At 49.9% G+C, this 21,410-nt stretch carries 16 protein-coding genes; 12 read left to right on the top strand and 4 right to left on the bottom strand.

Going from position 1 to position 21,410, the window contains the following annotated elements:
- Positions 1 to 152 precede the first annotated feature (152 nt).
- Together BN1044_RS04065 and BN1044_RS04070 are read left to right on the top strand one after the other, a co-directional pair.
- Entirely contained in the window at positions 153 to 2,063 is a 1,911-nt protein-coding gene (locus BN1044_RS04065) for an NAD(P)/FAD-dependent oxidoreductase (protein WP_072307659.1), read from the top strand.
- Positions 2,060 to 3,244, top strand: coding sequence for a cytochrome c (locus BN1044_RS04070; RefSeq protein ID WP_072307660.1), 1,185 nt, complete (start codon positions 2,060 to 2,062; stop codon positions 3,242 to 3,244). The genes BN1044_RS04065 and BN1044_RS04070 overlap by 4 nt, the downstream gene beginning before the upstream one ends.
- An 80-nt stretch (positions 3,245 to 3,324) precedes the next feature.
- Here BN1044_RS04070 and BN1044_RS04075 read toward each other — a convergent pair whose 3' ends face one another.
- Positions 3,325 to 4,524, bottom strand: a complete 1,200-nt coding sequence (locus BN1044_RS04075) for an ROK family protein (RefSeq protein ID WP_072307661.1) — start codon at positions 4,522 to 4,524, stop codon at positions 3,325 to 3,327.
- A gap of 116 nt (positions 4,525 to 4,640) precedes the next feature.
- Between BN1044_RS04075 and BN1044_RS04080 the strand changes: the two genes are divergently transcribed.
- The 3 genes from BN1044_RS04080 (at position 4,641) to BN1044_RS04090 (ending at position 10,276) form a co-directional block, all read left to right on the top strand.
- Entirely contained in the window at positions 4,641 to 7,910 is a 3,270-nt protein-coding gene (locus tag BN1044_RS04080; protein ID WP_072307662.1) for a DUF5107 domain-containing protein, read from the top strand.
- Between the two features lie 81 nt (positions 7,911 to 7,991).
- On the top strand, positions 7,992 to 9,422 hold the full coding sequence (locus tag BN1044_RS04085; RefSeq protein WP_072307663.1) for a sugar porter family MFS transporter: 1,431 nt from the start codon (positions 7,992 to 7,994) through the stop codon (positions 9,420 to 9,422).
- Positions 9,419 to 10,276 carry an aldose 1-epimerase gene (locus BN1044_RS04090; protein ID WP_247650293.1) on the top strand — a complete coding sequence of 286 codons (858 nt, stop codon included), beginning with the start codon at positions 9,419 to 9,421 and terminating at the stop codon, positions 10,274 to 10,276. Before BN1044_RS04085 ends, BN1044_RS04090 begins: the two co-directional genes overlap by 4 nt.
- 554 nt (positions 10,277 to 10,830) lie before the next feature.
- Here the strand turns inward: BN1044_RS04090 and hmpA are convergent.
- Positions 10,831 to 12,021, bottom strand: coding sequence for an NO-inducible flavohemoprotein (gene hmpA, locus BN1044_RS04095; protein WP_072307664.1), 1,191 nt, complete (start codon positions 12,019 to 12,021; stop codon positions 10,831 to 10,833).
- Between the two features lie 370 nt (positions 12,022 to 12,391).
- On the opposite strand from hmpA, the gene glyA reads away from it, so the two are divergent.
- On the top strand, positions 12,392 to 13,645 hold the full coding sequence (glyA, locus tag BN1044_RS04100) for a serine hydroxymethyltransferase (protein ID WP_063585795.1): 1,254 nt from the start codon (positions 12,392 to 12,394) through the stop codon (positions 13,643 to 13,645).
- Between the two features lie 61 nt (positions 13,646 to 13,706).
- Here glyA and BN1044_RS04105 read toward each other — a convergent pair whose 3' ends face one another.
- Positions 13,707 to 14,717 carry a PRD domain-containing protein gene (locus BN1044_RS04105; protein WP_072307665.1) on the bottom strand — a complete coding sequence of 337 codons (1,011 nt, stop codon included), beginning with the start codon at positions 14,715 to 14,717 and terminating at the stop codon, positions 13,707 to 13,709.
- A 178-nt stretch (positions 14,718 to 14,895) separates the two neighbouring features.
- On the opposite strand from BN1044_RS04105, the gene BN1044_RS04110 reads away from it, so the two are divergent.
- Positions 14,896 to 15,561: a DUF1007 family protein gene (locus BN1044_RS04110; RefSeq protein WP_072307666.1), complete on the top strand. Its 666-nt coding sequence runs from the start codon at positions 14,896 to 14,898 to the stop codon at positions 15,559 to 15,561.
- Positions 15,552 to 16,574: a nickel/cobalt transporter gene (locus BN1044_RS04115; protein ID WP_072307667.1), complete on the top strand. Its 1,023-nt coding sequence runs from the start codon at positions 15,552 to 15,554 to the stop codon at positions 16,572 to 16,574. The genes BN1044_RS04110 and BN1044_RS04115 overlap by 10 nt, the downstream gene beginning before the upstream one ends.
- A 599-nt stretch (positions 16,575 to 17,173) precedes the next feature.
- Here the strand turns inward: BN1044_RS04115 and suhB are convergent.
- Positions 17,174 to 17,977, bottom strand: coding sequence for an inositol-1-monophosphatase (gene suhB, locus BN1044_RS04120; protein ID WP_072307668.1), 804 nt, complete (start codon positions 17,975 to 17,977; stop codon positions 17,174 to 17,176).
- 252 nt (positions 17,978 to 18,229) lie between these two features.
- On the opposite strand from suhB, the gene trmJ reads away from it, so the two are divergent.
- The 4 genes from trmJ (at position 18,230) to iscU (ending at position 21,394) form a co-directional block, all read left to right on the top strand.
- Positions 18,230 to 18,961 (top strand): tRNA (cytosine(32)/uridine(32)-2'-O)-methyltransferase TrmJ, encoded by a 732-nt coding sequence (trmJ, locus tag BN1044_RS04125; RefSeq protein WP_025800415.1) that lies wholly within the window; start codon positions 18,230 to 18,232, stop codon positions 18,959 to 18,961.
- Between the two features lie 232 nt (positions 18,962 to 19,193).
- Positions 19,194 to 19,691 carry a Fe-S cluster assembly transcriptional regulator IscR gene (gene iscR, locus BN1044_RS04130; protein WP_004847474.1) on the top strand — a complete coding sequence of 166 codons (498 nt, stop codon included), beginning with the start codon at positions 19,194 to 19,196 and terminating at the stop codon, positions 19,689 to 19,691.
- 71 nt (positions 19,692 to 19,762) lie between these two features.
- Entirely contained in the window at positions 19,763 to 20,977 is a 1,215-nt protein-coding gene (locus BN1044_RS04135) for an IscS subfamily cysteine desulfurase (RefSeq protein WP_025800416.1), read from the top strand.
- A 30-nt stretch (positions 20,978 to 21,007) separates the two neighbouring features.
- A complete protein-coding gene (gene iscU / locus BN1044_RS04140; protein ID WP_025800417.1) occupies positions 21,008 to 21,394 on the top strand; it encodes a Fe-S cluster assembly scaffold IscU in 387 nt (128 codons plus the stop codon).
- Positions 21,395 to 21,410: the final 16 nt, after the last annotated feature.

Below are 21,410 nucleotides of genomic sequence, written 5' to 3' on the forward strand. Positions count from 1 at the left end.
TTTGCTCCCTCCTCTGCAAAGGGGAGGGCTGAGGTGGGTCATATCAACATTTAGCCTGAGAATATTTGATGGCTGACCTATACGTTGTCATCATGTAAAATAATTGTGATTTTCCTTCGATTTCAAATCTTAAAATAAAACTGGGAAGCATTATGAGCATCACAAGACGTGACTTTCTCAATGGGATGGCAATCACCATTGCAGCGGGATTAACACCGTGGCAGGCACTTCGAGCATCTCCTCAGGCTTTAACTCAAAGCCTTTACTATCCGCCAACCTTGACCGGTTTACGCGGCAACCATCCGGGATCGTTTGAAGCGGCTCATTTACTGGGGCGTGAAGGCAAACATTTCGATCCCAAAAGCACGCCGATTGAAGATCGGTTTGATCTGGTGGTCGTCGGTGCAGGGATCAGCGGATTGGCTGCGGCCTGCTTTTGGCAGCAGCTACATGGTAAAAATCAAAGCATTCTGTTGCTCGATAACCATGATGATTTTGGCGGGCATGCCAAGCGCAACGAATTCAACGTTGAAGGTAAAACGATACTCGGCTACGGCGGCAGTGAATCTTTCCAGTCGCCGCGTACTAACTTTAGCCCTGTCGCAATGGGGTTGCTGAAAACTCTCAACGTTGATATTGAACAGATGGCGAAAGATTTCGATCAGAATTTCTATCCTGATATGAAGCTAAGCCGTGGTGTTTATTTCGATCGCAAAAACTTTGGCGTTGATAAAATTGTTAACGGCGATCCGGGACGAGCGGTTGCCGATGACATTGCCCCCGAACGCTTAAACGGCCGCGATATCACCGCGTTCATCAGTGATTTCCCGCTGGCCGAATCCGATCGTCAGGCGCTGATCGCGCTGCACACGGAACAAAAAGATTATCTGCCTGAACTCAATACCGATGAAAAAGTGGCTTGGTTAGATAGCCATAGCTACAGCCAATTCCTGCGAGAAAAAGTGGGCCTAAGCGAAATGGCGATCCGCTATTTCCAGCAACGTACCAATGATTTCCAAGCGGTTGGTATTGACGCTACGTCGTGTAGCGATGCGCGTATTTGCGCATTACCAGGGCTCGATGGCATGAATTTGCCTCCGCTTGACGCCGAGTCGCTGGCCGATCTCGATGAGCCCTACATTTTCCACTTCCCAGATGGTAACGCAGGTTTGGCCCGCCTGATGGTACGTCATTTAATTCCGGCCGTTGCGCCGGGTGACACGATGGAAAGTATCGTATTGGCGAAGTTTGATTACAGCCAGTTAGATAAACCAGACTCTCCCGTTCGGCTGCGTTTAAACAGTACCGGTGTACATGTCGCGAACGTGAACGAGCAGGGTAAACCTTCCGTTGATGTGACGTATCTGACGGGCGACAAACTGCATCGTGTTCGTGCCGGGCAGGTGGTGATGGCGGGATACAACATGATGATCCCGTATCTGGTACCGGAAATGCCTGAAACACAGGCCGCTGCGCTGAAAGAGAACGTGAAATCGCCGCTGGTGTATTCAAAAGTGGTGATCCGCAACTGGCAGCCGTTTGTAAAACTTGGGGTGCATGAAATCTATTCTCCCGCCGCGCCTTATAGCCGCGTGAAGCTAGATTATCCGGTCAACATGGGCGGCTACCAGCATCCACGCGATCCTAACCAACCGATTGGGCTGCATATGGTGTATGTCCCCACGCTGCCGGGCAGCGGTCTAAGCCCGCGTGAACAGTCGCGCAAGGGACGTGCATTGCTCTTAGGCACACCGTTTGAAGTGCATGAAAAAATGATCCGCGAGCAGCTGCAGGGCATGTTTGGTGAGGCAGGCTTCGATCATCAGCGTGATATTCAAGCCATTACGGTTAACCGCTGGTCGCACGGCTACTCTTATTTCCTCAACGGGCTGTTCGATGATGAAAAAGAAGCCGAGCAAATTATTCATACTGCACGCCAGCCGATAGGGCGCATCACCATCGCCAACTCGGATTCAGATTGGAGCCCTTACGCGAACTCTGCGGTTGATCAGGCGTGGAGAGCGGTGAACGAGCTAACCGCGATGAACAAGGAGAGCGTATGAAACCGTTACTGATTTTAACGTTGTTAGCCACCAGCGCGGGCGCAAGTGCAATGTCGGCCGGTGAATATGTGGCAAAAGCGGGCGACTGCTCGGCCTGTCATACCTCTCCTCAAGGACAAGCGCTGGCGGGGGGAATGCGCTTCGCAACGCCGTTGGGCGATATTTACGCTACCAATATTACGCCAGATAAAACATACGGCATTGGTAGCTACAGCTTTGATGATTTTGATAAGGCGATGCGCAAAGGGGTGGCGAAAGATGGGCATCACCTCTACCCCGCGATGCCGTACACCTCTTATACCAAAATGACGCCTGAGGATATGCGGGCGCTGTATGACTACCTGATGACCGAAGTGAAACCGCAGGCGGTTGAAAATCAAAAGAGCGATATTCCATGGCCGCTCTCTATGCGTTGGCCTTTAGGTATCTGGAATTCATTGTTCTTACAAGACGGCATTTACCAACCACAGCCGGAAAAAGGCGATGAATGGAATCGCGGCGCCTATCTGGTTCAAGGGGCTGGGCATTGCGGTGCCTGCCATACGCCGCGCGGTTGGGCGATGCAGGAACAAGGTATGGATCAGGCTGAGCTACGTTTCTTGAACGGCGCAGAGCTGGATGGTTGGTATGCGCCTTCTTTACGTGGTCTAAACGTCAGCAAAGATGATTTAGTGCCACTGCTCAAGACAGGCCGCAGCCGCCATGCCGCGCTCAGTGGTCCGATGGGAGAAGTGGTTACACACAGTTCACAATACCTGACAGATAGCGATCTAAAAGGAATCGCCACTTACCTGCTCAGCTTGGAAGCCTTACCGAATGACGCTAAGCCGACCAAACCGGCGGCGGGTGCGATGTTGTCTGGGGCTCAAACCTATGCGCGTTATTGTTCTACTTGCCATACCCCGAAAGGTGAGGGCGTTGATTTCACCATTCCGCGTCTGGCAGGGAACCTCACGGTGAATGCCGATAATCCGCAAACGCTTATCCGCGTGGTGCTCGACGGCGCGCAAACGCCGGTCACGCAGCAGCATATGTCTTATGCGATGCCGGGCTATGGTTGGGCGCTGAATGACCAAGAGGCCGCTGATTTGATGAGTTATCTGCGCGGCAGCTGGGGAAATAAAGCAGAACCCGTTACGGCTGAGCAGGTAGGGAAAGTGCGGGCTGAAATTAAGAAGTAGTGTTGGTCTAATACGCTATAACCCTCCCCTTCGACGGGGAGGGAATCGATTTGGTAAGAAAAATTAAACTAGCCGAATGTTCAAACCCCTTCCAACGCCTTCTCTGCGTACAAATACCCAATCCCCATAATTTGCTGTGGCCGGGTCAGTTGGCCAAAGCCGATGCGGGTGGCGTTTGTCATATTCGGATCGGCGGGATCAAAAGGATTAAACCCCGTTTGACGCATAATGGCACTGAGCCAACGATCGCCAAAGCCGCAGCTGCGACCGTAGAAATAGATCCGGTTGATATTCAAAATATTCAGAAAGTTATACAGGCTGAGGCCAATGGCGCTTGCCGCGCTATCCACCCATGATTGCACCTGCAGATCGCCTTGTTGGTAACGCTCAATGAGGTGTTTGCTGCTGAGTGAATCCCAATCGGTTTGAATGCTGCTGTGTGGCTGAGATTTCAGCCAAATGCGCGCGCGTTTTTTTAGCGCAGAAAGCGAGGCGACGGTCTCCAAGCAGCCGTAGCGGCCACAGTCACAGGCCACGCCGTCGGGATTTACGATGGTATGCCCGATTTGTCCGCTGCCGTATAAGCTACCGCGATAAATCTGCTGGTTAATCACAAATGACGAACCAATCCCATAATCCACATTGATAACGCAAAAATCCTGCTGATTATCCGTATTTTGCCATTTCTCCGCCAACGCGAGCATCACGCAGTCATTGTCGAGCAAAACGCGAGTTTTCAGCTTTTCCTCTAGTAGATATTTCATTTCAATGTGCTCTTTCCATGGTGCCTGCGGCATATTTTGTGAAACGCCGGTGACAGGATCGACCTGACCGTGAACGGCCAGTGCCAACTGGATGGTGCGCTGTGGGTAAAGCTTTCTCTGCTGGTAATAGACCTGTTCAATGGCCGTCAGTAGATCTTGAGGGTGGGGCGCTGAAACGGCGGTAAATTGATATTCACCCAAGGGCAAAATCTGGCTGTTGACGAGCTGACTCTCAATACAGTTTGGCGTTATGTTCATACATAAAATAAGGGCATTACCCGCGGGGATCTGATAGCACCCACCGCTTAATCCGCGGTTGCTGAGCATGCGATCTGAGTGCTCTATTTTCCCTTCATCCAGCAGCTCTTCCAGTATTTTTCCAATCGCCGGAATGGATAACCCCGTTTGCTGCGCCAGCATCGATTTGCTGGCGTGCTTATAGCGGTAGATCAACGCCATCAATATCCGCTTATTGAGATGACGCACCCGCTGATTATTCAATCCCAGATCAAACATTTCACTTAACTCCGTTAACTGTATTGCGTGAGCGTTGCTCACAACGGAAAAGAATCGCTCACATACACTGCAAACATACATCAGTTCACTGTCATTTTTTTACTGGAGATGCGGAAATGTACGGCGACGTCAAAGTTTGGCAAGAAAGTGTGACCTTACCGACCTATCGCACCGGAGCGGAAGATCCCAACCCGATGTTTTTAGAAAAGCGGGTTTATCAAGGATCGTCTGGCGCGGTCTATCCCTATGGCGTGATCGATACGTTAACCGGTGAATGTGAAGATCGTCAGTATCAGGCCGTATGGCTGGAAAATGATTTCATTCGCGTTATGTTGCTGCCTGAACTCGGGGGACGAATTCATCGAGCCTACGACAAAGTGATGCAGCGTGATTTTGTGTATTACAACGAAGTCATTAAACCTGCGCTGGTGGGATTGGTTGGGCCATGGATCTCTGGCGGAATTGAATTTAACTGGCCGCAGCATCATCGTCCAACCACGTTTATGCCGGTGGATGTGACGATTAGCCAACAGGACGACGGCAGTAAAACGGTTTGGCTGGGAGAGGTTGAGCCGATGCGCGGTTTACAGGTCATGACCGGTTTTACGCTGTATCCACAAAAAGCGTTGATCGAAATTAAGGGCAAAGTTTTCAACGGTAACGCCACGCCGCGTCATTTCCTGTGGTGGGCAAACCCTGCGGTGAAAGGCGGCGACGATCACCAAAGCGTGTTCCCGCCCGATGTCACGGCGGTGTATGACCACGGCAAGCGTGATGTTTCGGCTTTCCCTATTGCAACCGGCACCTACTATAAAGTGGATTACTCCGCTGGCGTTGATATTTCCCGCTACAAGAATATTCCCGTGCCGACGTCATATATGGCTGATAAGTCAGATTACGATTTTGTGGGTGCTTATCATCACGGTGAGCAAGGCGGTCTGCTGCATATCGCCGATCACCACGTTTCCCCAGGTAAAAAGCAGTGGACGTGGGGCAACTGCGATTTTGGCCTTGCGTGGGATCGCAACTTAACCGATCACAACGGTCCTTACATTGAGCTGATGACGGGCGTATTCACCGATAACCAGCCGGACTTTACCTGGCTTGCGCCTTACGAAGAAAAGGTGTTTGTGCAGAACTTTCTGCCATACAGCAAGCTAGGAACCTTGCAGAATGCCAATACGCAGGCAGCGATTAAGCTGGAACGTACTAACGGAGAATTGCAGCTTGGGCTATACGCTATTGCTCCGTTGAACGATGTATCGCTAGTGGTGAAAGGCGAAGGCGAGGAAATTTTCCGTCAGCCGCTTTCCCTTCAACCGGCTCAAGCATGGCTGCACGCGTTGCCTGTTAGTTCACCGCAGCGCTTAACGCTGTTGTTGCTGGATCGCGATGGCTGCGAAATTATCAGCTACCTTGAACATATTCCTGAAGAAACCCCACTGCCTCAGGCGGCGACTGCGCCACAAAAACCAGAGCAAATCACCAATACCGACGAGCTCTATTTTATCGGCCAACATCTTGAGCAATATCTCCACGCCAGCCGTTCAGCCTTTGATTATTACCGCCGTGCATTGGATATCGATCCTCTCGATTATCGCTGTAACGTTGCGCTGGCAACGCTTGAGTTTAACCGCGCTGATTTTGAGCTGGCGGCAAGTCATGCCAATACCGCTCTGCAACGTGCGCAGCGCTGGAATAAAAATCCGCAGTGCGGTCAGGCAAGCATGCTGCTGGGTTCTGCCCGCGAAAAGCTAGGGCAAGAAACACAGGCCTATGATGACTATTTCAAAGCCACGTGGAGTGGAAATTGCCGCGATGCGGCGTTTTATGCTTTGGCACGCTTAGCGTTGCGAAAAGGCGATGCGGAACAAGCCCTGACGTTTATCAATCAGAGCCTGAATTTCAACGGCGCAAACAATTTAGCCATGGGGTTAAAGGCACTGGTTTTACAGCAGTTGGGAGAGACCAAACAGGCGCTTGAATATGTCACTTCTCAGTTGACCCACTATCCGTTGAGCTATGTCTTGCTGTATGCGCAGTCGGTTTTGAACGGCGACGCGAGCGCATTGACTCAGGTTGCGGGAGCTCGAGGAGTCAACGCCTGCGTGTTAGCAGGATGGCTGGTGGGATTAGGCCGAGAAAAAGAAGCTTTGGCGCTGCTGAAACTTTTGAACAGCCAAGAGTCGCTCCCGCTGCTGTATCGTGCGGCATTAACTCAGGACGCAAGCGAGCGAAGCCACTGTTTACAGCTGGCGCGTGAGAACTTTGCGCTTAAAGTCCGCTTCCCTAACACCTTGGATGATATTGCTGTTTTACAACGCCTTCCTCAAGACGGTTTTGCTCAATATCTCCTGGGCTGTTTCTTCTACAGCAAGCGTAGTTATGCCCGCGCCGAATCCTGTTGGCTGTTTGCATTAAGGCAGATGCCAGATTTTGCCGCGCTGCACCGCGTGCTTGGGATTTATGCATTTAACAAGCAGGGCAATTTGGGTCAAGCCGCGGAGTATTTCCAGCGTGCGCTTGACCTTGAGCCTGAAAATCCACGCCTGTTGTTTGAGTTCAGCTATCTGCAAAAACTAACGGCGGTTCCAACCGTACAGCGCCTGCAACTGCTGGACGATCGCCGCGATGTGGCGCTTAAACGTGACGATCTCACCGCTGAGCTGCTCAGTCTTTATCACATTCACCATAAGGTGGATGCGGCCGCTGAAATTCTGTGGCGCCGCCAATTCCATCCATGGGAAGGCGGCGAAGGCAAAGTCACAGGGCAGTTTTTAATTAACCATCAGCGCCGTGCGTTGGCGTTGATGCAGGAGCGCCATTACGCCGAAGCCTACGACGTGCTACGTCAGTCGCTTAGCTATCCCTCCAACCTCGGCGAAGGGCGTTTGGTGGGACAAAGCGACAACGACATCTGGTTCTTAATGGCTATTTGCGCCGAGAAAATGGGTGAAAAAGAGCAGTCTCAATCTGCGTTACAGCACGCACTGCAGGGCGGTTCTGCGCTGAGTGCGGGACGTTACTACAACGATCAGCCTGTTGATTATCTGTTTTACCAAGCGATGGCGGCTGCGCGTTTGGGTGAGCGAGAGCAGGCTCAGCAGCAGTTCCAATCCATGATCGATTGGGCTAAACAGCATAGAAATGATTTATCAGAACCTGATTTCTTCGCCGTTTCTCTGCCTGATCTGATTGTTCTAGATGCATCGGCGCAGGAACAGCATAGCCAACACTGCTTGTGGGTTGAGGCATTAGGGCATTTAGGGTTGAGCGATGAAGCGAGCTTTATACGCCTCACCGATGAGCTGTTAAAACGCAATCCGGCTCATGATAAAGCGCATTTGTTATGCCTAGCAGTACAACACGGCATCTTTAATCACTAAGCCACAACGGGCCACGGTTGTGGCCCACATTTCTATGACTGCGTAAACCTCTGTCCTACAAGGTTAAAATAAGGTGAAAAAATGAAAACCACGCAGAACCATCTCAATATGTCTTACGTCTGGATGATATGTCTGGTCGCGGCCTGTGGCGGGTTACTTTTTGGCTATGACTGGGTGGTTATTGGCGGTGCCAAACCCTTTTATGAAGCCTATTTTGGGATCACCGATCCGGCTCAGTCAGGATGGGCGATGAGCTCCGCATTGGCGGGCTGTGTTTTTGGTGCTTTGATTTCTGGCTGGTGCGCCGATCGCTTTGGTCGCAAGCTGCCGCTGATAATTTCAGCCATTCTATTCTCTGCGTCTGCGTGGGGAACGGCGGTGGCAACGCACTTTGATTGGTTCGTGTTTTACCGCATCGTTGGCGGCGTAGGCATTGGTCTTGCTTCCGCGCTGAGCCCAATGTATATCGCTGAAGTGAGTCCGGCCGAAAAACGGGGCAAATTTGTAGCCATCAACCAGCTGACGATCGTTATTGGCGTTTTGGCCGCTCAGTTGGTTAACCTGATGATCGCTGAACCGGTTGCCAGCTCGGCAACCATGCAGGACATTCTGCAAAGCTGGAATGGACAAGTTGGCTGGCGCTGGATGTTTGGCGCAGAGCTGATTCCGGCGGTGCTGTTTTTATTCCTGATGTTCTTGGTTCCAGATTCTCCGCGCTGGTTGGCGAAGGCCGGTAAACAGGACAAAGCGGAACGCATGCTGCGGCGTATCGGTAGTGCAGAATATGCGCGAGAAACGATGGCTGATATTCGTGAAACGCTTGGCGAAAATACGCAGAAAGTGGCGGCAAGTGAGCTCCTGAATCCACGTGTTAGGCCGATTATCGTGATTGGGATCGTGCTGGCGGTTTTCCAACAGTGGTGCGGGATCAACGTAATCTTTAACTATGCGCAGGAGATCTTTGCTTCAGCCGGTTTTGATATTAACAGCACGCTTAAATCGATAGTGGCTACCGGGTTGATTAATCTGATCTTTACCATTATCGCCTTACCGCTGGTGGATAAGCTGGGGCGTCGCAAATTAATGCTGCTGGGAGCCGCAGGCCTGACCATCATCTATGTGCTGATTGCCGGTGCTTATGCGCTGGGCATTATGGGATTGCCTGTTTTGCTGCTGGTGCTTGCTGCGATTGCGATTTATGCCCTGACGCTTGCGCCTGTGACGTGGGTGTTGCTGTCTGAAATCTTCCCTAACCGCGTGCGCGGTATGGCGATGTCGGTTGGGACTTTAGCGTTGTGGATTGCCTGTTTCTTACTGACTTACACTTTCCCGCTGTTGAATGCGAATTTGGGGGCATCGGGGAGTTTCTTACTTTATGGCATCATCTGTGCGCTCGGGTTTGTGTTTGTATTACGCAGCGTGCCTGAAACCAAAGGTGTTACGCTGGAAGCGCTAGAACATCAGTTGGCGGGGAGTACCAAACCCGTTGAATCAAGCGTGAAACAAGCATGATGGATATCTATACTCTCTCTACCTCGCGGTTTCGGCTGCGGGTGACAGCGCAGTCCGCGGCGATCTTAAGCTTTGATGACGTGCGTAGTGGCACGGAAATTCTTCGGCCTTATCAACAGGCGACTGGGTGGCATCCGGGCGAAAGCGCGTTGTTTCCTATGTTACCTTTGGCGAACCGAGTGCGAGATAATCGCTTTTACTTAGCCGGACGTGAAATTTGTCTGCCGGACAGTGCCTTGGATAACCAATTTTTTTTACACGGCGATGGCTGGCTACAGCGCTGGCAACTGCAAGATTTGAGCTGCACACACATTTCCCTTGGTCTACGAGTGCAACACAGCTGTGGTTTTGATTATTCGGCGAATTTGGTTTATCGGCTCACGGACGAAGGACTCAGCGCGCATCTTACATTACGCCACTGTGGCGTGGAGCCGATGCTTTATGGGCTAGGCTTTCATCCTTTCTTTGTGAAAACACCGCAGACACAAATTCAGTTTTCCTCTTCAGGCTATTGGCCAGAGGGCGAACTGCATTTGCCTTTAGCATGGCAGGGTAACACGCCAGCAGCGCTGGATTTCACCCGCACGAAAGTGCCGGATAATGCGTGGATGAATCAGGGCTATTCGGGGTGGAGTGGCATTGCTCATCTTGTGACGCCGAATCAGCCGACGATTTCGTTACGCAGTTCCGTACCTTATCTGATGCTGTTTCAAATGCCTGATGAACCGTTTATTTGCCTTGAACCGCAAAGCCATCCTGTTGATGCCCATAATATGGATGGACAACCGGGGCTGGTGTTGTTGGGGAAAGGGGAGGTGACGGAGATGGGGATGAGGGTGGAGGTGGGAGGATAGTTGGCAAGAAAGGCTGCTTATCTGCCGTCTTCTGTTTTCTGTGAGAGCTGTGAAGGTTTTCGTCCGCCCATGAGCAAATAGCGCTCTATGAAACCACTGGCGTAGGCGTCCGACGAGAGGTTGCCAGCGCGCAACCTCTCGACTCTCGCGCTTTTTTACCGCGTCGTTTGGCCGACCGGTCTCGGAGCGTACATCCTGTACGCCCTCAACCTGCCACCAGCGTCCCTGCTGGCGGCTCTAAAATGCATTCTTTCAACTTGAAAAGACAAAAGACAAAAGACTATTTTTATTTTTTTAATTGTTTAAGTCTTGGTAGTTAGAGCAGTGGAAACAGGAGGTTTCCACTAGGGGAGGAGGCGCCATGGATGGCGCATGCCGACCCGGCGCGGAGATGGCATTGCGGATAAAAGAGCGCGGGTTAAGGGTGGGCGCTCTGGCCCACCCTTATCGAACGCCTTCGACTTAGTTTGTATGTGAATGCCGTTACTGATAGGCGGTCGAAACCTTACACGGTGATCACATAATCACATCATCAATCGATGATGCAAAAACCCTCACACCACCTTATGTGGCCCAAAACACTCATAGTGCATACGGTCGGCATCGACGCCTAGTGCTTGTAGTTGCTTGGCGACATGCTGCATAAATCCAACTGGACCACAGAAATAGTAGTGCATTTCTGGGTTATTCAATTTCTCAGCGAGTGGGGTGATATCCATCAATCCCTGATAGTTGAAATCGATATCAATACGATCGTCTGCGCTGGTTTCTTGCAGCCAGACGTGGCTTTGAGCCTGAGGCATTGCGGAGATAATCGTATTAACTTCATCGGCAAAGGCGCGAACCCTGCTGTTTTCTGCTGCGTGTAGCCACTGGATTTCGCCCTGATGACCACGAGCCTGTAACGTGCGTAGCATGCCAAGCATTGGGGTTTGGCCGACGCCGCCAGAAATTAATGCAACAGGCGTGTTTTCTTTTACTTCTAAGAAGAAATCACCGTGCGGAGGCGCGATGTGGATCACGTCGCCTTCTTGCGCGATATCATGCATAAAATTCGATACTTGTCCCTGACCTTCACGTTTTACAGCAATACGATAGTATTCGCCGTTTGGCTCATTGGTCAGAGAATATTGGCGAATTTCCTGATGCGGCAGGCTTGGGTGGCGGATATAAACAGCCAAATATTGCCCCGGCTGGAAATCGGCTACGCGACTTCCATCTTCAGGAACCAAAATAAAACTGGTGATTAAGTCGCTTTGCTTTTCTTTCTTAAGGATTTTGAACGGGCGAAGTTCGCGCCAGCCACCCTCAGTGGTTTCACTTTGCTGGTAAATCTGAGATTCACGCTGGATAAAGACATCGGCCAAAACGCCATAGGCTTTGCCCCAAGCTTCCAGAACTTCGTCACCCGGATTAAACATTTCTTCTAAGGTTTTCAGCAGGTGATGACCGACGATTTGATACTGTTCTGGCTTAATATTAAAGCTGGCGTGTTTCTGGGCAATGCGTTCAACGGCGGGCAGTAGCGCTGCTAGATTTTCAATATTAGTGGCGTAAGCACAAATGGCGTTAAACAGCGCTTCTCGCTGATCGCCATTGCGCTGATTACTCATATTAAAAATCTCTTTTAGCTCGGGATTGTGTTCAAACATCCGGTCGTAAAAGTGTGCAGTGAGCTTCGGCCCCGTAGCCGCTAATAATGGAATAGTGGATTTAACGGTGGCGATGGTTTGGCTATCCAACATAAAAAAGTCCTCGTCATTGCAGGTGTTTTAATTGATGTATTTAAAATGCAACTTACAGATTTTTCTTTGAGCTGTAAATCCCTATTTTTGTTGTGCTGATGTTATTTACTTAGCGCTTTTATCGCTTTTGTTTCGCCAAGGTGAAATTGTTGCATATCACATTTGAAGAAAACTCCTGCAGGCATGCGTCTTCATGTGCAGTATTAAAGCCTTATGTAGCGCCAAGCCAAACGTTTGCGTAAAAACATGGCCTAGGGTCTATCGTAACAAGGTGAAAACATATTACACTGTGGGCAGTCGCCTTACGGGGTGTATTTTTATTGAACACTAGCGAATAGACAATTCAGGTTAGCTGAGTCAGGAGAAGCGGATGTTAAAGCGTGAAATGAACATTGCCGATTACGATGCCGAGCTGTGGCAGGCAATGGAGCAGGAAGTCGTGCGTCAGGAAGAGCACATTGAGCTTATCGCATCAGAAAACTATACCAGCCCGCGTGTTATGCAGGCTCAGGGCTCTCAGCTGACCAACAAATATGCTGAAGGTTACCCAGGCAAGCGCTATTACGGCGGTTGCGAATACGTTGATATCGTTGAACAACTGGCTATCGATCGTGCGAAAGAGCTGTTTGGCGCAGATTATGCCAACGTGCAGCCGCACTCCGGTTCTCAGGCCAACTTTGCCGTATACACTGCGCTGTTACAGCCAGGCGATACCGTGCTGGGCATGAACTTGGCACACGGCGGCCATTTAACTCACGGTTCTCCGGTTAACTTCTCCGGCAAACTGTACAACATCGTTCCTTACGGCATCGATGAAAGCGGCCATATCGACTATGACGACTTGGCAGCTCAGGCTGAAAAACACCAGCCGAAAATGATCATCGGTGGCTTCTCTGCTTACTCTGGCGTGGTTGACTGGGCGAAAATGCGCGAAATTGCTGACCGCATCGGTGCTTATCTGTTTGTCGATATGGCCCACGTTGCTGGTTTAGTCGCTGCGGGTGTTTATCCAAACCCTGTCCCACATGCGCATGTTGTGACTACCACGACCCATAAAACGCTGGCTGGTCCGCGTGGCGGCCTGATTTTGGCGAACGGTGGCAGCGAAGAGATGTATAAAAAGCTGAACTCGGCGGTATTCCCTGGTGCACAGGGTGGCCCTCTGATGCACGTGATTGCCGGTAAAGCCGTTGCTTTGAAAGAAGCGATGGAGCCAGAGTTTAAAGCTTATCAGCAACTGGTCGCTAAAAACGCCAAAGCGATGGTTGAAGTATTCCTGAACCGTGGTTACAAAGTGGTTTCTGGCGGTACTGAAAACCACCTGTTCCTGCTGGATCTGGTTGATAAAAATATCACCGGTAAAGATGCTGACGCCGCGCTGGGGCGCGCCAATATCACCGTGAACAAAAACAGCGTGCCTAACGATCCGAAGAGCCCGTTTGTGACTTCAGGTGTTCGCGTGGGGACTCCGGCTATTACTCGCCGCGGCTTTAAAGAAGCTGACGCGCGTGAACTGGCAGGTTGGATGTGTGACGTATTGGATAACATCAACGACGAAGCCACCATCGAACGTACTAAACAGAAAGTATTAGATATTTGCGCACGCCTGCCGGTTTACGCATAATCTTTTGGCTTGATGTGAAAAGCCCGCTTTAAAGCGGGCTTTTTTGTCGCTGAAAACCCGCCTATTTATCTGCCAGAACGCCTTCCTGCATCAGCCATGCGCCAAAACTCACGGCGATTAGACACAGTTCTTCGGGTGGAAAATGAATATGGTAATCGAGTTCGATATGACGAACGGCCTGTTGAGTCATATTCATCAGCCCGGGATAAAGCCGTTCGATTTCATCCAATAATAGATTACTGATTTTTAAGCCAAATAAGCAACGTTCAATCGCGGGGCCCATATGGGCAAATAGCTGAGTACAAAGCTGTTCCCGATGGCTAAATGTCACGTGAGTAGCATGTTCTATTTGCCGAATGGCAACCTCGATCTCATCCATCAAACGCCGATCTTCTGGGTAAGCGTGGGGCAAATAGCGGTAGGTTTTAATGAGCGTTAGTAACAGCGTGGTAAATTCTGATTCTAGATCGAGCGCCTGAGCGGGTAGCTGCCCAAAAGCGGCATGGCACAGATTTCGCGCCACGCTGTATTCTTCTTTGGCTTGTAGCCAGCGCTTTAAATGTGCCGGAAAGACCGGGAGCTGTGCGGTTTGCCTTTGATAATGGCTGTAGTGTAAAAAAGACCGAATGAGATCGCGATGCTGGTCGCTAAAATTACGCTGCAAGGTGGCTTCAGCCTGAAAGAGCACATCGATGATTTGTTGTGAAAAATGAGCTGTAGTGATACCTGTTGGGCTCTCATTGATGCGGGGCACAAAAATAGTTTCAATGCTGTTAGGAACAAGCCGTTGAGAGCGCCTTAGCCAGTGCAGCAGACAAAGCCGCTGATCGTAAGCTGAACCTTGTAGCCGATAACCTTGTTTAGGATGGAAGATCACACGCAGCGCATGAAAACGCATGATCTCTTGTGCAACGCTGTGGATATCTAATTCGGCTTGTTCGGGCAATACACGATTAATCCGGCCAATGGTTGCCAGATGTAGCGGGGTTGTCGGTGTGAACAGCAATAGCACAAGATTACAGTGCCTTTGCTGTGCTGAGAGCTCAGGCACCAGAGGTGTGTCTAAACTCATATTCATATCTCTTTAGTTTCGAGCAGTGAATGAACATGTTTGTTGGCTAAGAATAGCAAAGTTGTGCAAAGGCGCGGTGCTGATGTGCCAAGTTTTTGTATTTTTGTGATACAGAAATGAATGAGTTTGATTACCTGCCGCGCTTTGCGGCTGTTGCTAAGGATTAAATAGGGCGTTTATGTTGTATTTTGGGATCAAAAAACAGCGATTTCTGTGCTGCTTTGGCTGGTTAATCATGATCGGCGGGCTCATTTTTTCTCGCGCAGGGTTAGCGCACCCGCATAGTTTTATTGAAATGAAAAATGCGTTTGTGATGAACGATAACCAACTGATCGGAATGAACATGACGTGGACGATGGATCCGCTCACATCAGCCGATCTGCTCTACGATGCAGGCAATGCGGCGAACGGGTCGGAAATCTGGAAACAGCTAGCCGCAGAAGTGATGGCAAACGTGATTGGCCAGCACTATTTCACTGAATTTTATCACGATGGTAAAAAGGTCAAATTCCTCGATCGCCCACGCCAATATCATCTCAGCCGCGATGGCAATAACGCTATTTTGTCATTTGAAATGCTGCTGGCAAAGCCGCAGCCTCTGAACGCCCATTTTTCCGTCCTGACCTACGATCCCACTTATTACGTGGATATGACCTACGCTGATGCGACCTCTATCAGCCTGTCTGTCGATGTTCAGGCGAGGTGTAAATTAGAATTGATAACGCCTAAGCCTGATACGTCACTACAAGCCTATGCGCAAAATCTTGATAAAGCGGATGCTCCTGATGAAGACATGGAGTTAGGGAAACAGTTTGCGCAGCGCGTGGAGATCACATGTCATTGATCGTTCCGACTATCCCAAAAAAGTCGACGCTATGGCGCTATATGCCTTTGGCGATAGCGGCATTGCTGCTGATTTCAGCGTTGGTGTATGGCGCTGTTCACTGGAACGATTGGCTTTTTGTGGCGATTGAATGGCAAAAATCATTGCATCAATCGATGTCTCAGCTTTTACAGCAGGTTGGTGATAATTCAAAACAGGCTGGTTTAACACTGGTTGCACTGAGTTTTGCCTATGGCGTTCTTCATGCTTTGGGGCCAGGGCATGGCAAAGTGGTGATCACGACTTATCTGGCGACCAATCCATCTCGATTGCGCAGCAGCGTACGCCTAACATTAGCCGCTTCGTTGCTACAAGGTCTGGTCGCTATAGCTCTTGTTTCAGGGGTATTAGGCGTTTTGCAGCTTTCAACGCGCTATCTGCATCAAAGTAGTTTCTGGCTGGAGAAAACCAGCTATCTGCTGGTTGTGGTCTTAGGTGCGGCTCTCTGTTGGCGCGCTCTGAGGAAGGTCTTCGTGCTTAAGCGACGGACGTCTTCTACTCCCTTGCAGATTTCAGCCATTAAACCGTTGAATCAGAGTGCTCATCAGGAGCATCGTCACTCGGCTAACTGCGGTTGTGGACATAAACATGTGGCGAGCGATAGTGAAATTGCGGCGGCGACTACGTGGAAAACGCAGTTTGCGGTTGTTGCAGCGATGGGAATGCGACCGTGCTCAGGGGCCATCTTGGTGCTGTTATTTTCCAAAGTCATCGGAGTTTATGGCTGGGGTATTTTAGCTGCAATGGCGATGGCGGCGGGGACGGCGTTAACGATCAGCGGAATTGCGCTTTTGGTTCATATGGCGCGGCAGATAGTTGTTCGCTGGGCGATTGAACGAGGCCGCAGCTTTAGCCCATATTGGGGATTATTGTTGATGTTTATCGGCGGTGTATTGATGATCTTCGTGGGTTTGCTGATGTATCAAAGCGCAATCCCTGCGGGGATGGGAAGTGGTAGGATTTTTGGGCGTTAACGTATTGTGATAGAAACAAAAAAACCGTCTTAAAGACGGTTTTTTTGTGCCAGTTAGGTTAGCGGCCTTTCTGGCGAAGTCTCATTATCAAAGCAATGTTGCAGTAATAAAATTGCCTAGATAAACAAGCGCATCACAGTGGGTTATTTTTAACCTATCCTGCCGTGGAAGTCAAAGAATCTATGGCACCTAGTGGGTGTTTTTAATACAAATATTTTTTGTGGTTTTGATAAAAACGCCATGTTTAATAAACGATTAATTGCAGAGTATGATTTCTGACGGCCCTTTTCGCTGCCTTGCAAGCAGGCGCCGGATCGAAGGAAAGGAAATCCGCAGATCGTTAATGCAAGCGCATCACAGTGCTTGTTTTCACGGTAGGATCTCCGGTGGTGTTGCTGTGAAGCGGTCTTTGTATGGATCGCACAATGAAACGGTACGTTTGTATCCTGCTTATTGTTTCTGGCTCGTTACTATCGCTGGGAAAGGGGAATTGGAGTATTGCCAATAATTCCGTCTCGGTGACGGTTAACTGTCTGGCAAGTCGCTAAAATGAAAAAACCGCCCGAAAGGGCGGTTTTTTTACTCAACGAGCGGAAGTATTAGCGCTTCAACGCTTCGCTCAGTTCGTCACGGACATTGGCCAGAATCGCTTTCACCACGCGAGGGTTACCCGCGATGATGTTGCCGGAGCTCAGGTAGTTGTGACCGCCAACAAAGTCGGTAACCAGACCGCCTGCTTCACGAACCAGTAATTCGCCACCGGCAAAATCCCAAGGCTTCAGACCGATCTCAAAGAAACCGTCAACGCGACCTGCGGCAACATAGGCCAGATCAAGCGCTGCAGAGCCAGTGCGACGGAAGTCTGCACACTGAGTAAACAGTTTACCAAGGATAGCAATATAAGCAGGTGCGTGCTGTTTGACTTTGAACGGGAACCCGGTCGCCAGAATGGTGCCGTCTAAATCTTTAGCGGTGGTGCCGCGCAGACGATAGCCGTTCAGCTGTGTACCCTGACCGCGGGTTGCAGTGAACAGTTCATTACGCATTGGATCATAGACCACAGCAACTTCTGTACGGCCTTTGATGCGTACAGCGATAGATACCGCGAAGTGTGGAAGACGTTTGATGAAGTTTGCAGTGCCATCCAGTGGATCAACTACCCATTGAATGTCGTGATCTTCACCGACCAGTTCACCGCGCTCTTCGCTGATAATCGTGTGCTTAGGGTAAGACTTACGGATAGTCTCAATGATCAGGTGTTCAGCGTCACGGTCAACGTTGGTCACGAAATCGTTGCTGCCTTTCTGTGTAGTTTCAACAGCGTCAGGAGTTTCGTAATTTTTGGCAATCAGGTTACCAGCCTTACGCGCAGCGCGTATGGCGATATTCAGCATCGGATGCATGGGTATCTTCCACGGGATGTTAAAGAACAGGAAACGGCGCGCAGTATAGCAGGCTGCGAATTAAACAGCCACGTCTGATTTCAATTCGTTTCTTCTTTATAATTTGGCAGAACTATCGCGATGGGGCGTTTTGCTAGGCCAACGAAAAGCCAATAATGAGAATTCTATCAGAAACGGATTAAATCAATAGAAACGATCAATAGACGCTTTATGTTAAGATATCGCGATTATTCAAACCAAATCAGAGTTAGCATGCTGGACAACATTCGTATTGTGCTGGTGGAGACTTCCCATACCGGAAACATGGGATCGACTGCACGAGCTATGAAAACCATGGGGTTAACCAACCTCTACCTCGTCAATCCATTGGTAAAGCCAGATTCTCAGGCTATCGCCTTATCTGCGGGTGCCAGCGATGTGATTGGTAATGCCACTATCGTGGACACTTTTGATGAAGCTATTGCCGGTTGTAGCCTGGTTGTCGGAACGAGCGCCCGTTCGCGTTCACTGCCGTGGCCAATGCTAGAACCACGTGAATGTGGCCAGCGCAGCGCGATGGAATCTGAACATGCGCCAGTGGCGATTGTGTTTGGCCGTGAGCGCGTGGGCTTGACCAATGATGAGCTGCAAAAGTGTCATTATCATGTCGCCATCCCTGCTAACCCAGAGTACAGCTCTCTGAATTTAGCCATGGCGGTACAGATTATTGCGTACGAAATTCGCGTTGCGCATCTTGATCGTATTGCCGCTCACCAGCCGGTAGCAGAAGAAGAGCCGTATCCGTTGGTAGACGATCTCGAACGCTTCTATGCTCATCTGGAAGAAACGCTGCATGCGACAGGTTTTATTCGCCCAACGCATCCAGGAAATATCATGAGCCGCCTGCGTCGATTGTTTACGCGTGCGCGCCCTGAAGCGCAAGAATTGAACATTTTGCGCGGTATTTTGGCTTCAATTGAGAAGCAAGAGCACGGAAAGCACTAATTCATGACTGCTTTCATCGGAATATCATAGTAAAATACACAGGTATTCCGATGAGTAAGATGCTGATAGTAAACAGGGATTGTTGTTCCAGTGGTAACGTTTTTTTAACAAGATGTAATAGTTGAGTGAATTACTAGGTTAAATAGTTGACTGTTTTACTCAGGAATGAGAAAATTAACGCGTTCGATAAGTAAGCGTGTTTCATCTTTTTTCTTAAAGGTTACTATTTGCCATGAGACTGACATCCAAAGGCCGTTACGCTGTTACAGCCATGCTTGATGTGGCATTGCACTCCCAGGAAGGGCCAGTTCCACTGGCAGATATTTCCGAACGTCAGGGCATCTCGCTCTCTTATTTGGAACAATTATTTTCACGCCTGCGCAAAAATGGATTAGTTTCCAGCGTGCGTGGGCCAGGCGGTGGTTATTTGCTGGGTAAAGACGCAGCCGAAATCGCCGTAGGTACCGTGATCACTGCCGTTGATGAATCTGTTGATGCAACGCGCTGTCAGGGTAAAGAAGGTTGTCAGGGTGGAACCCGTTGTCTGACGCACACGCTATGGCGTGACCTGAGTGAGCGTATCAGCGGTTTTCTGAATAACATCACTCTGGCTGAATTGGTGAATAACCAAGAAGTGCTGGATGTTGCCGATCGCCAGAATTCCGATACGCGTCGTGGTGCCAATACTAACGGTCGTCAGGACACGATTAACGTGAATCTGCGCGCATAAGCAGCTGCGACGACGAGCCATAACACTTTCTTTAAATGTACTAATTTGGAAGTGATGTACGGAGCAAGAGAATGAAATTACCGATTTATCTAGACTATTCAGCCACTACGCCAGCCGATCCGCGCGTAGCTGAAAAGATGATGCAGTTTTTAACCTTGGACGGTACTTTCGGTAACCCGGCTTCGCGTTCCCACCGTTTCGGGTGGCAGGCGGAAGAAGCGGTCGATATCGCACGTAACAACATTGCTGAACTGGTCGGTGCCGATCCGCGTGAGATCGTCTTTACCTCCGGTGCAACCGAATCTGACAACCTGGCGATTAAAGGCGCTGCCAATTTCTATCAGAAAAAAGGCAAGCACATCATCACCAGCAAAACCGAACACAAAGCTGTGCTGGACACCTGCCGTCAGTTAGAACGTGAAGGCTTCGAAGTGACCTATCTGGCACCGCAGCGCAACGGCATTATCGATCTTAAAGAGCTGGAAGCAGCCATGCGTGAAGACACCATCGTGGTTTCTATCATGCACGTAAACAATGAAATCGGCGTGATTCAGGACATCGAAGCTATCGGTGAACTGTGCCGCAGCCGTGGCATCATCTTCCACGTTGATGCGACGCAAAGCGTTGGCAAACTGCCGATCGATTTGAGCAAATTGAAAGTCGATTTGATGTCCTTCTCCGCCCACAAAATTTATGGTCCGAAAGGGATTGGTGCGCTGTACGTTCGCCGTAAACCGCGCATTCGTATTGAAGCACAGATGCACGGCGGTGGTCATGAACGTGGTATGCGTTCAGGCACGTTGCCTGTTCATCAGATCGTCGGTATGGGTGAAGCTTACCGTATCGCTAAAGAAGAAATGGCTACCGAAGTTCCACGTCTGCGCGCGCTGCGTGACCGCTTGTGGGATGGCCTGAAAGATCTTGAAGAAGTGTACCTGAATGGCTCTTTAGAGCACGGTGCACCGAATATCCTGAACGTAAGCTTTAATTACGTCGAAGGCGAATCGCTGATTATGGCTCTGAAAGATCTGGCCGTGTCTTCTGGTTCTGCCTGTACTTCTGCGAGTTTGGAGCCGTCATACGTGCTGCGTGCTTTGGGAATGAACGATGAGTTAGCACACAGCTCAATTCGTTTCTCATTGGGTCGCTTTACCACGGAAGAAGAGATCGACTACGCCATTGCTCTGGTTCGTAAGTCTATTGGCCGTCTGCGTGACCTGTCTCCGCTGTGGGATATGTTCAAGCAGGGCGTAGACATCAGCACCATTGAGTGGGCTGCTCATTAATCTCAGGATTCAAATTTAAGGAGTAACGTTATGGCTTACAGCGACAAAGTTATTGATCATTATGAAAACCCGCGCAACGTCGGTTCCTTCGACAACGAAGATCCGAGCATTGGTAGCGGCATGGTCGGCGCACCAGCGTGTGGCGACGTGATGAAGTTGCAGATTAAAGTCAACAATGAGGGTATCATTGAAGACGCCCGCTTTAAGACTTATGGCTGTGGTTCAGCAATCGCATCAAGTTCACTGGTTACCGAATGGGTAAAAGGCAAATCTTTGGATCAGGCTCAGGCTATCAAAAACACTGATATCGCTGAAGAACTGGCTCTGCCTCCGGTGAAGATTCACTGTTCGATTCTGGCTGAAGATGCCATTAAAGCGGCGATTGCTGATTATAAAACCAAGCATTCCGCTAAGTAATCTGTAGACGTTTTTC

Origin of the sequence: Hafnia alvei, from assembly GCF_900095695.1 — a bacterium.
Lineage (GTDB): Bacteria > Pseudomonadota > Gammaproteobacteria > Enterobacterales > Enterobacteriaceae > Hafnia > Hafnia alvei_B.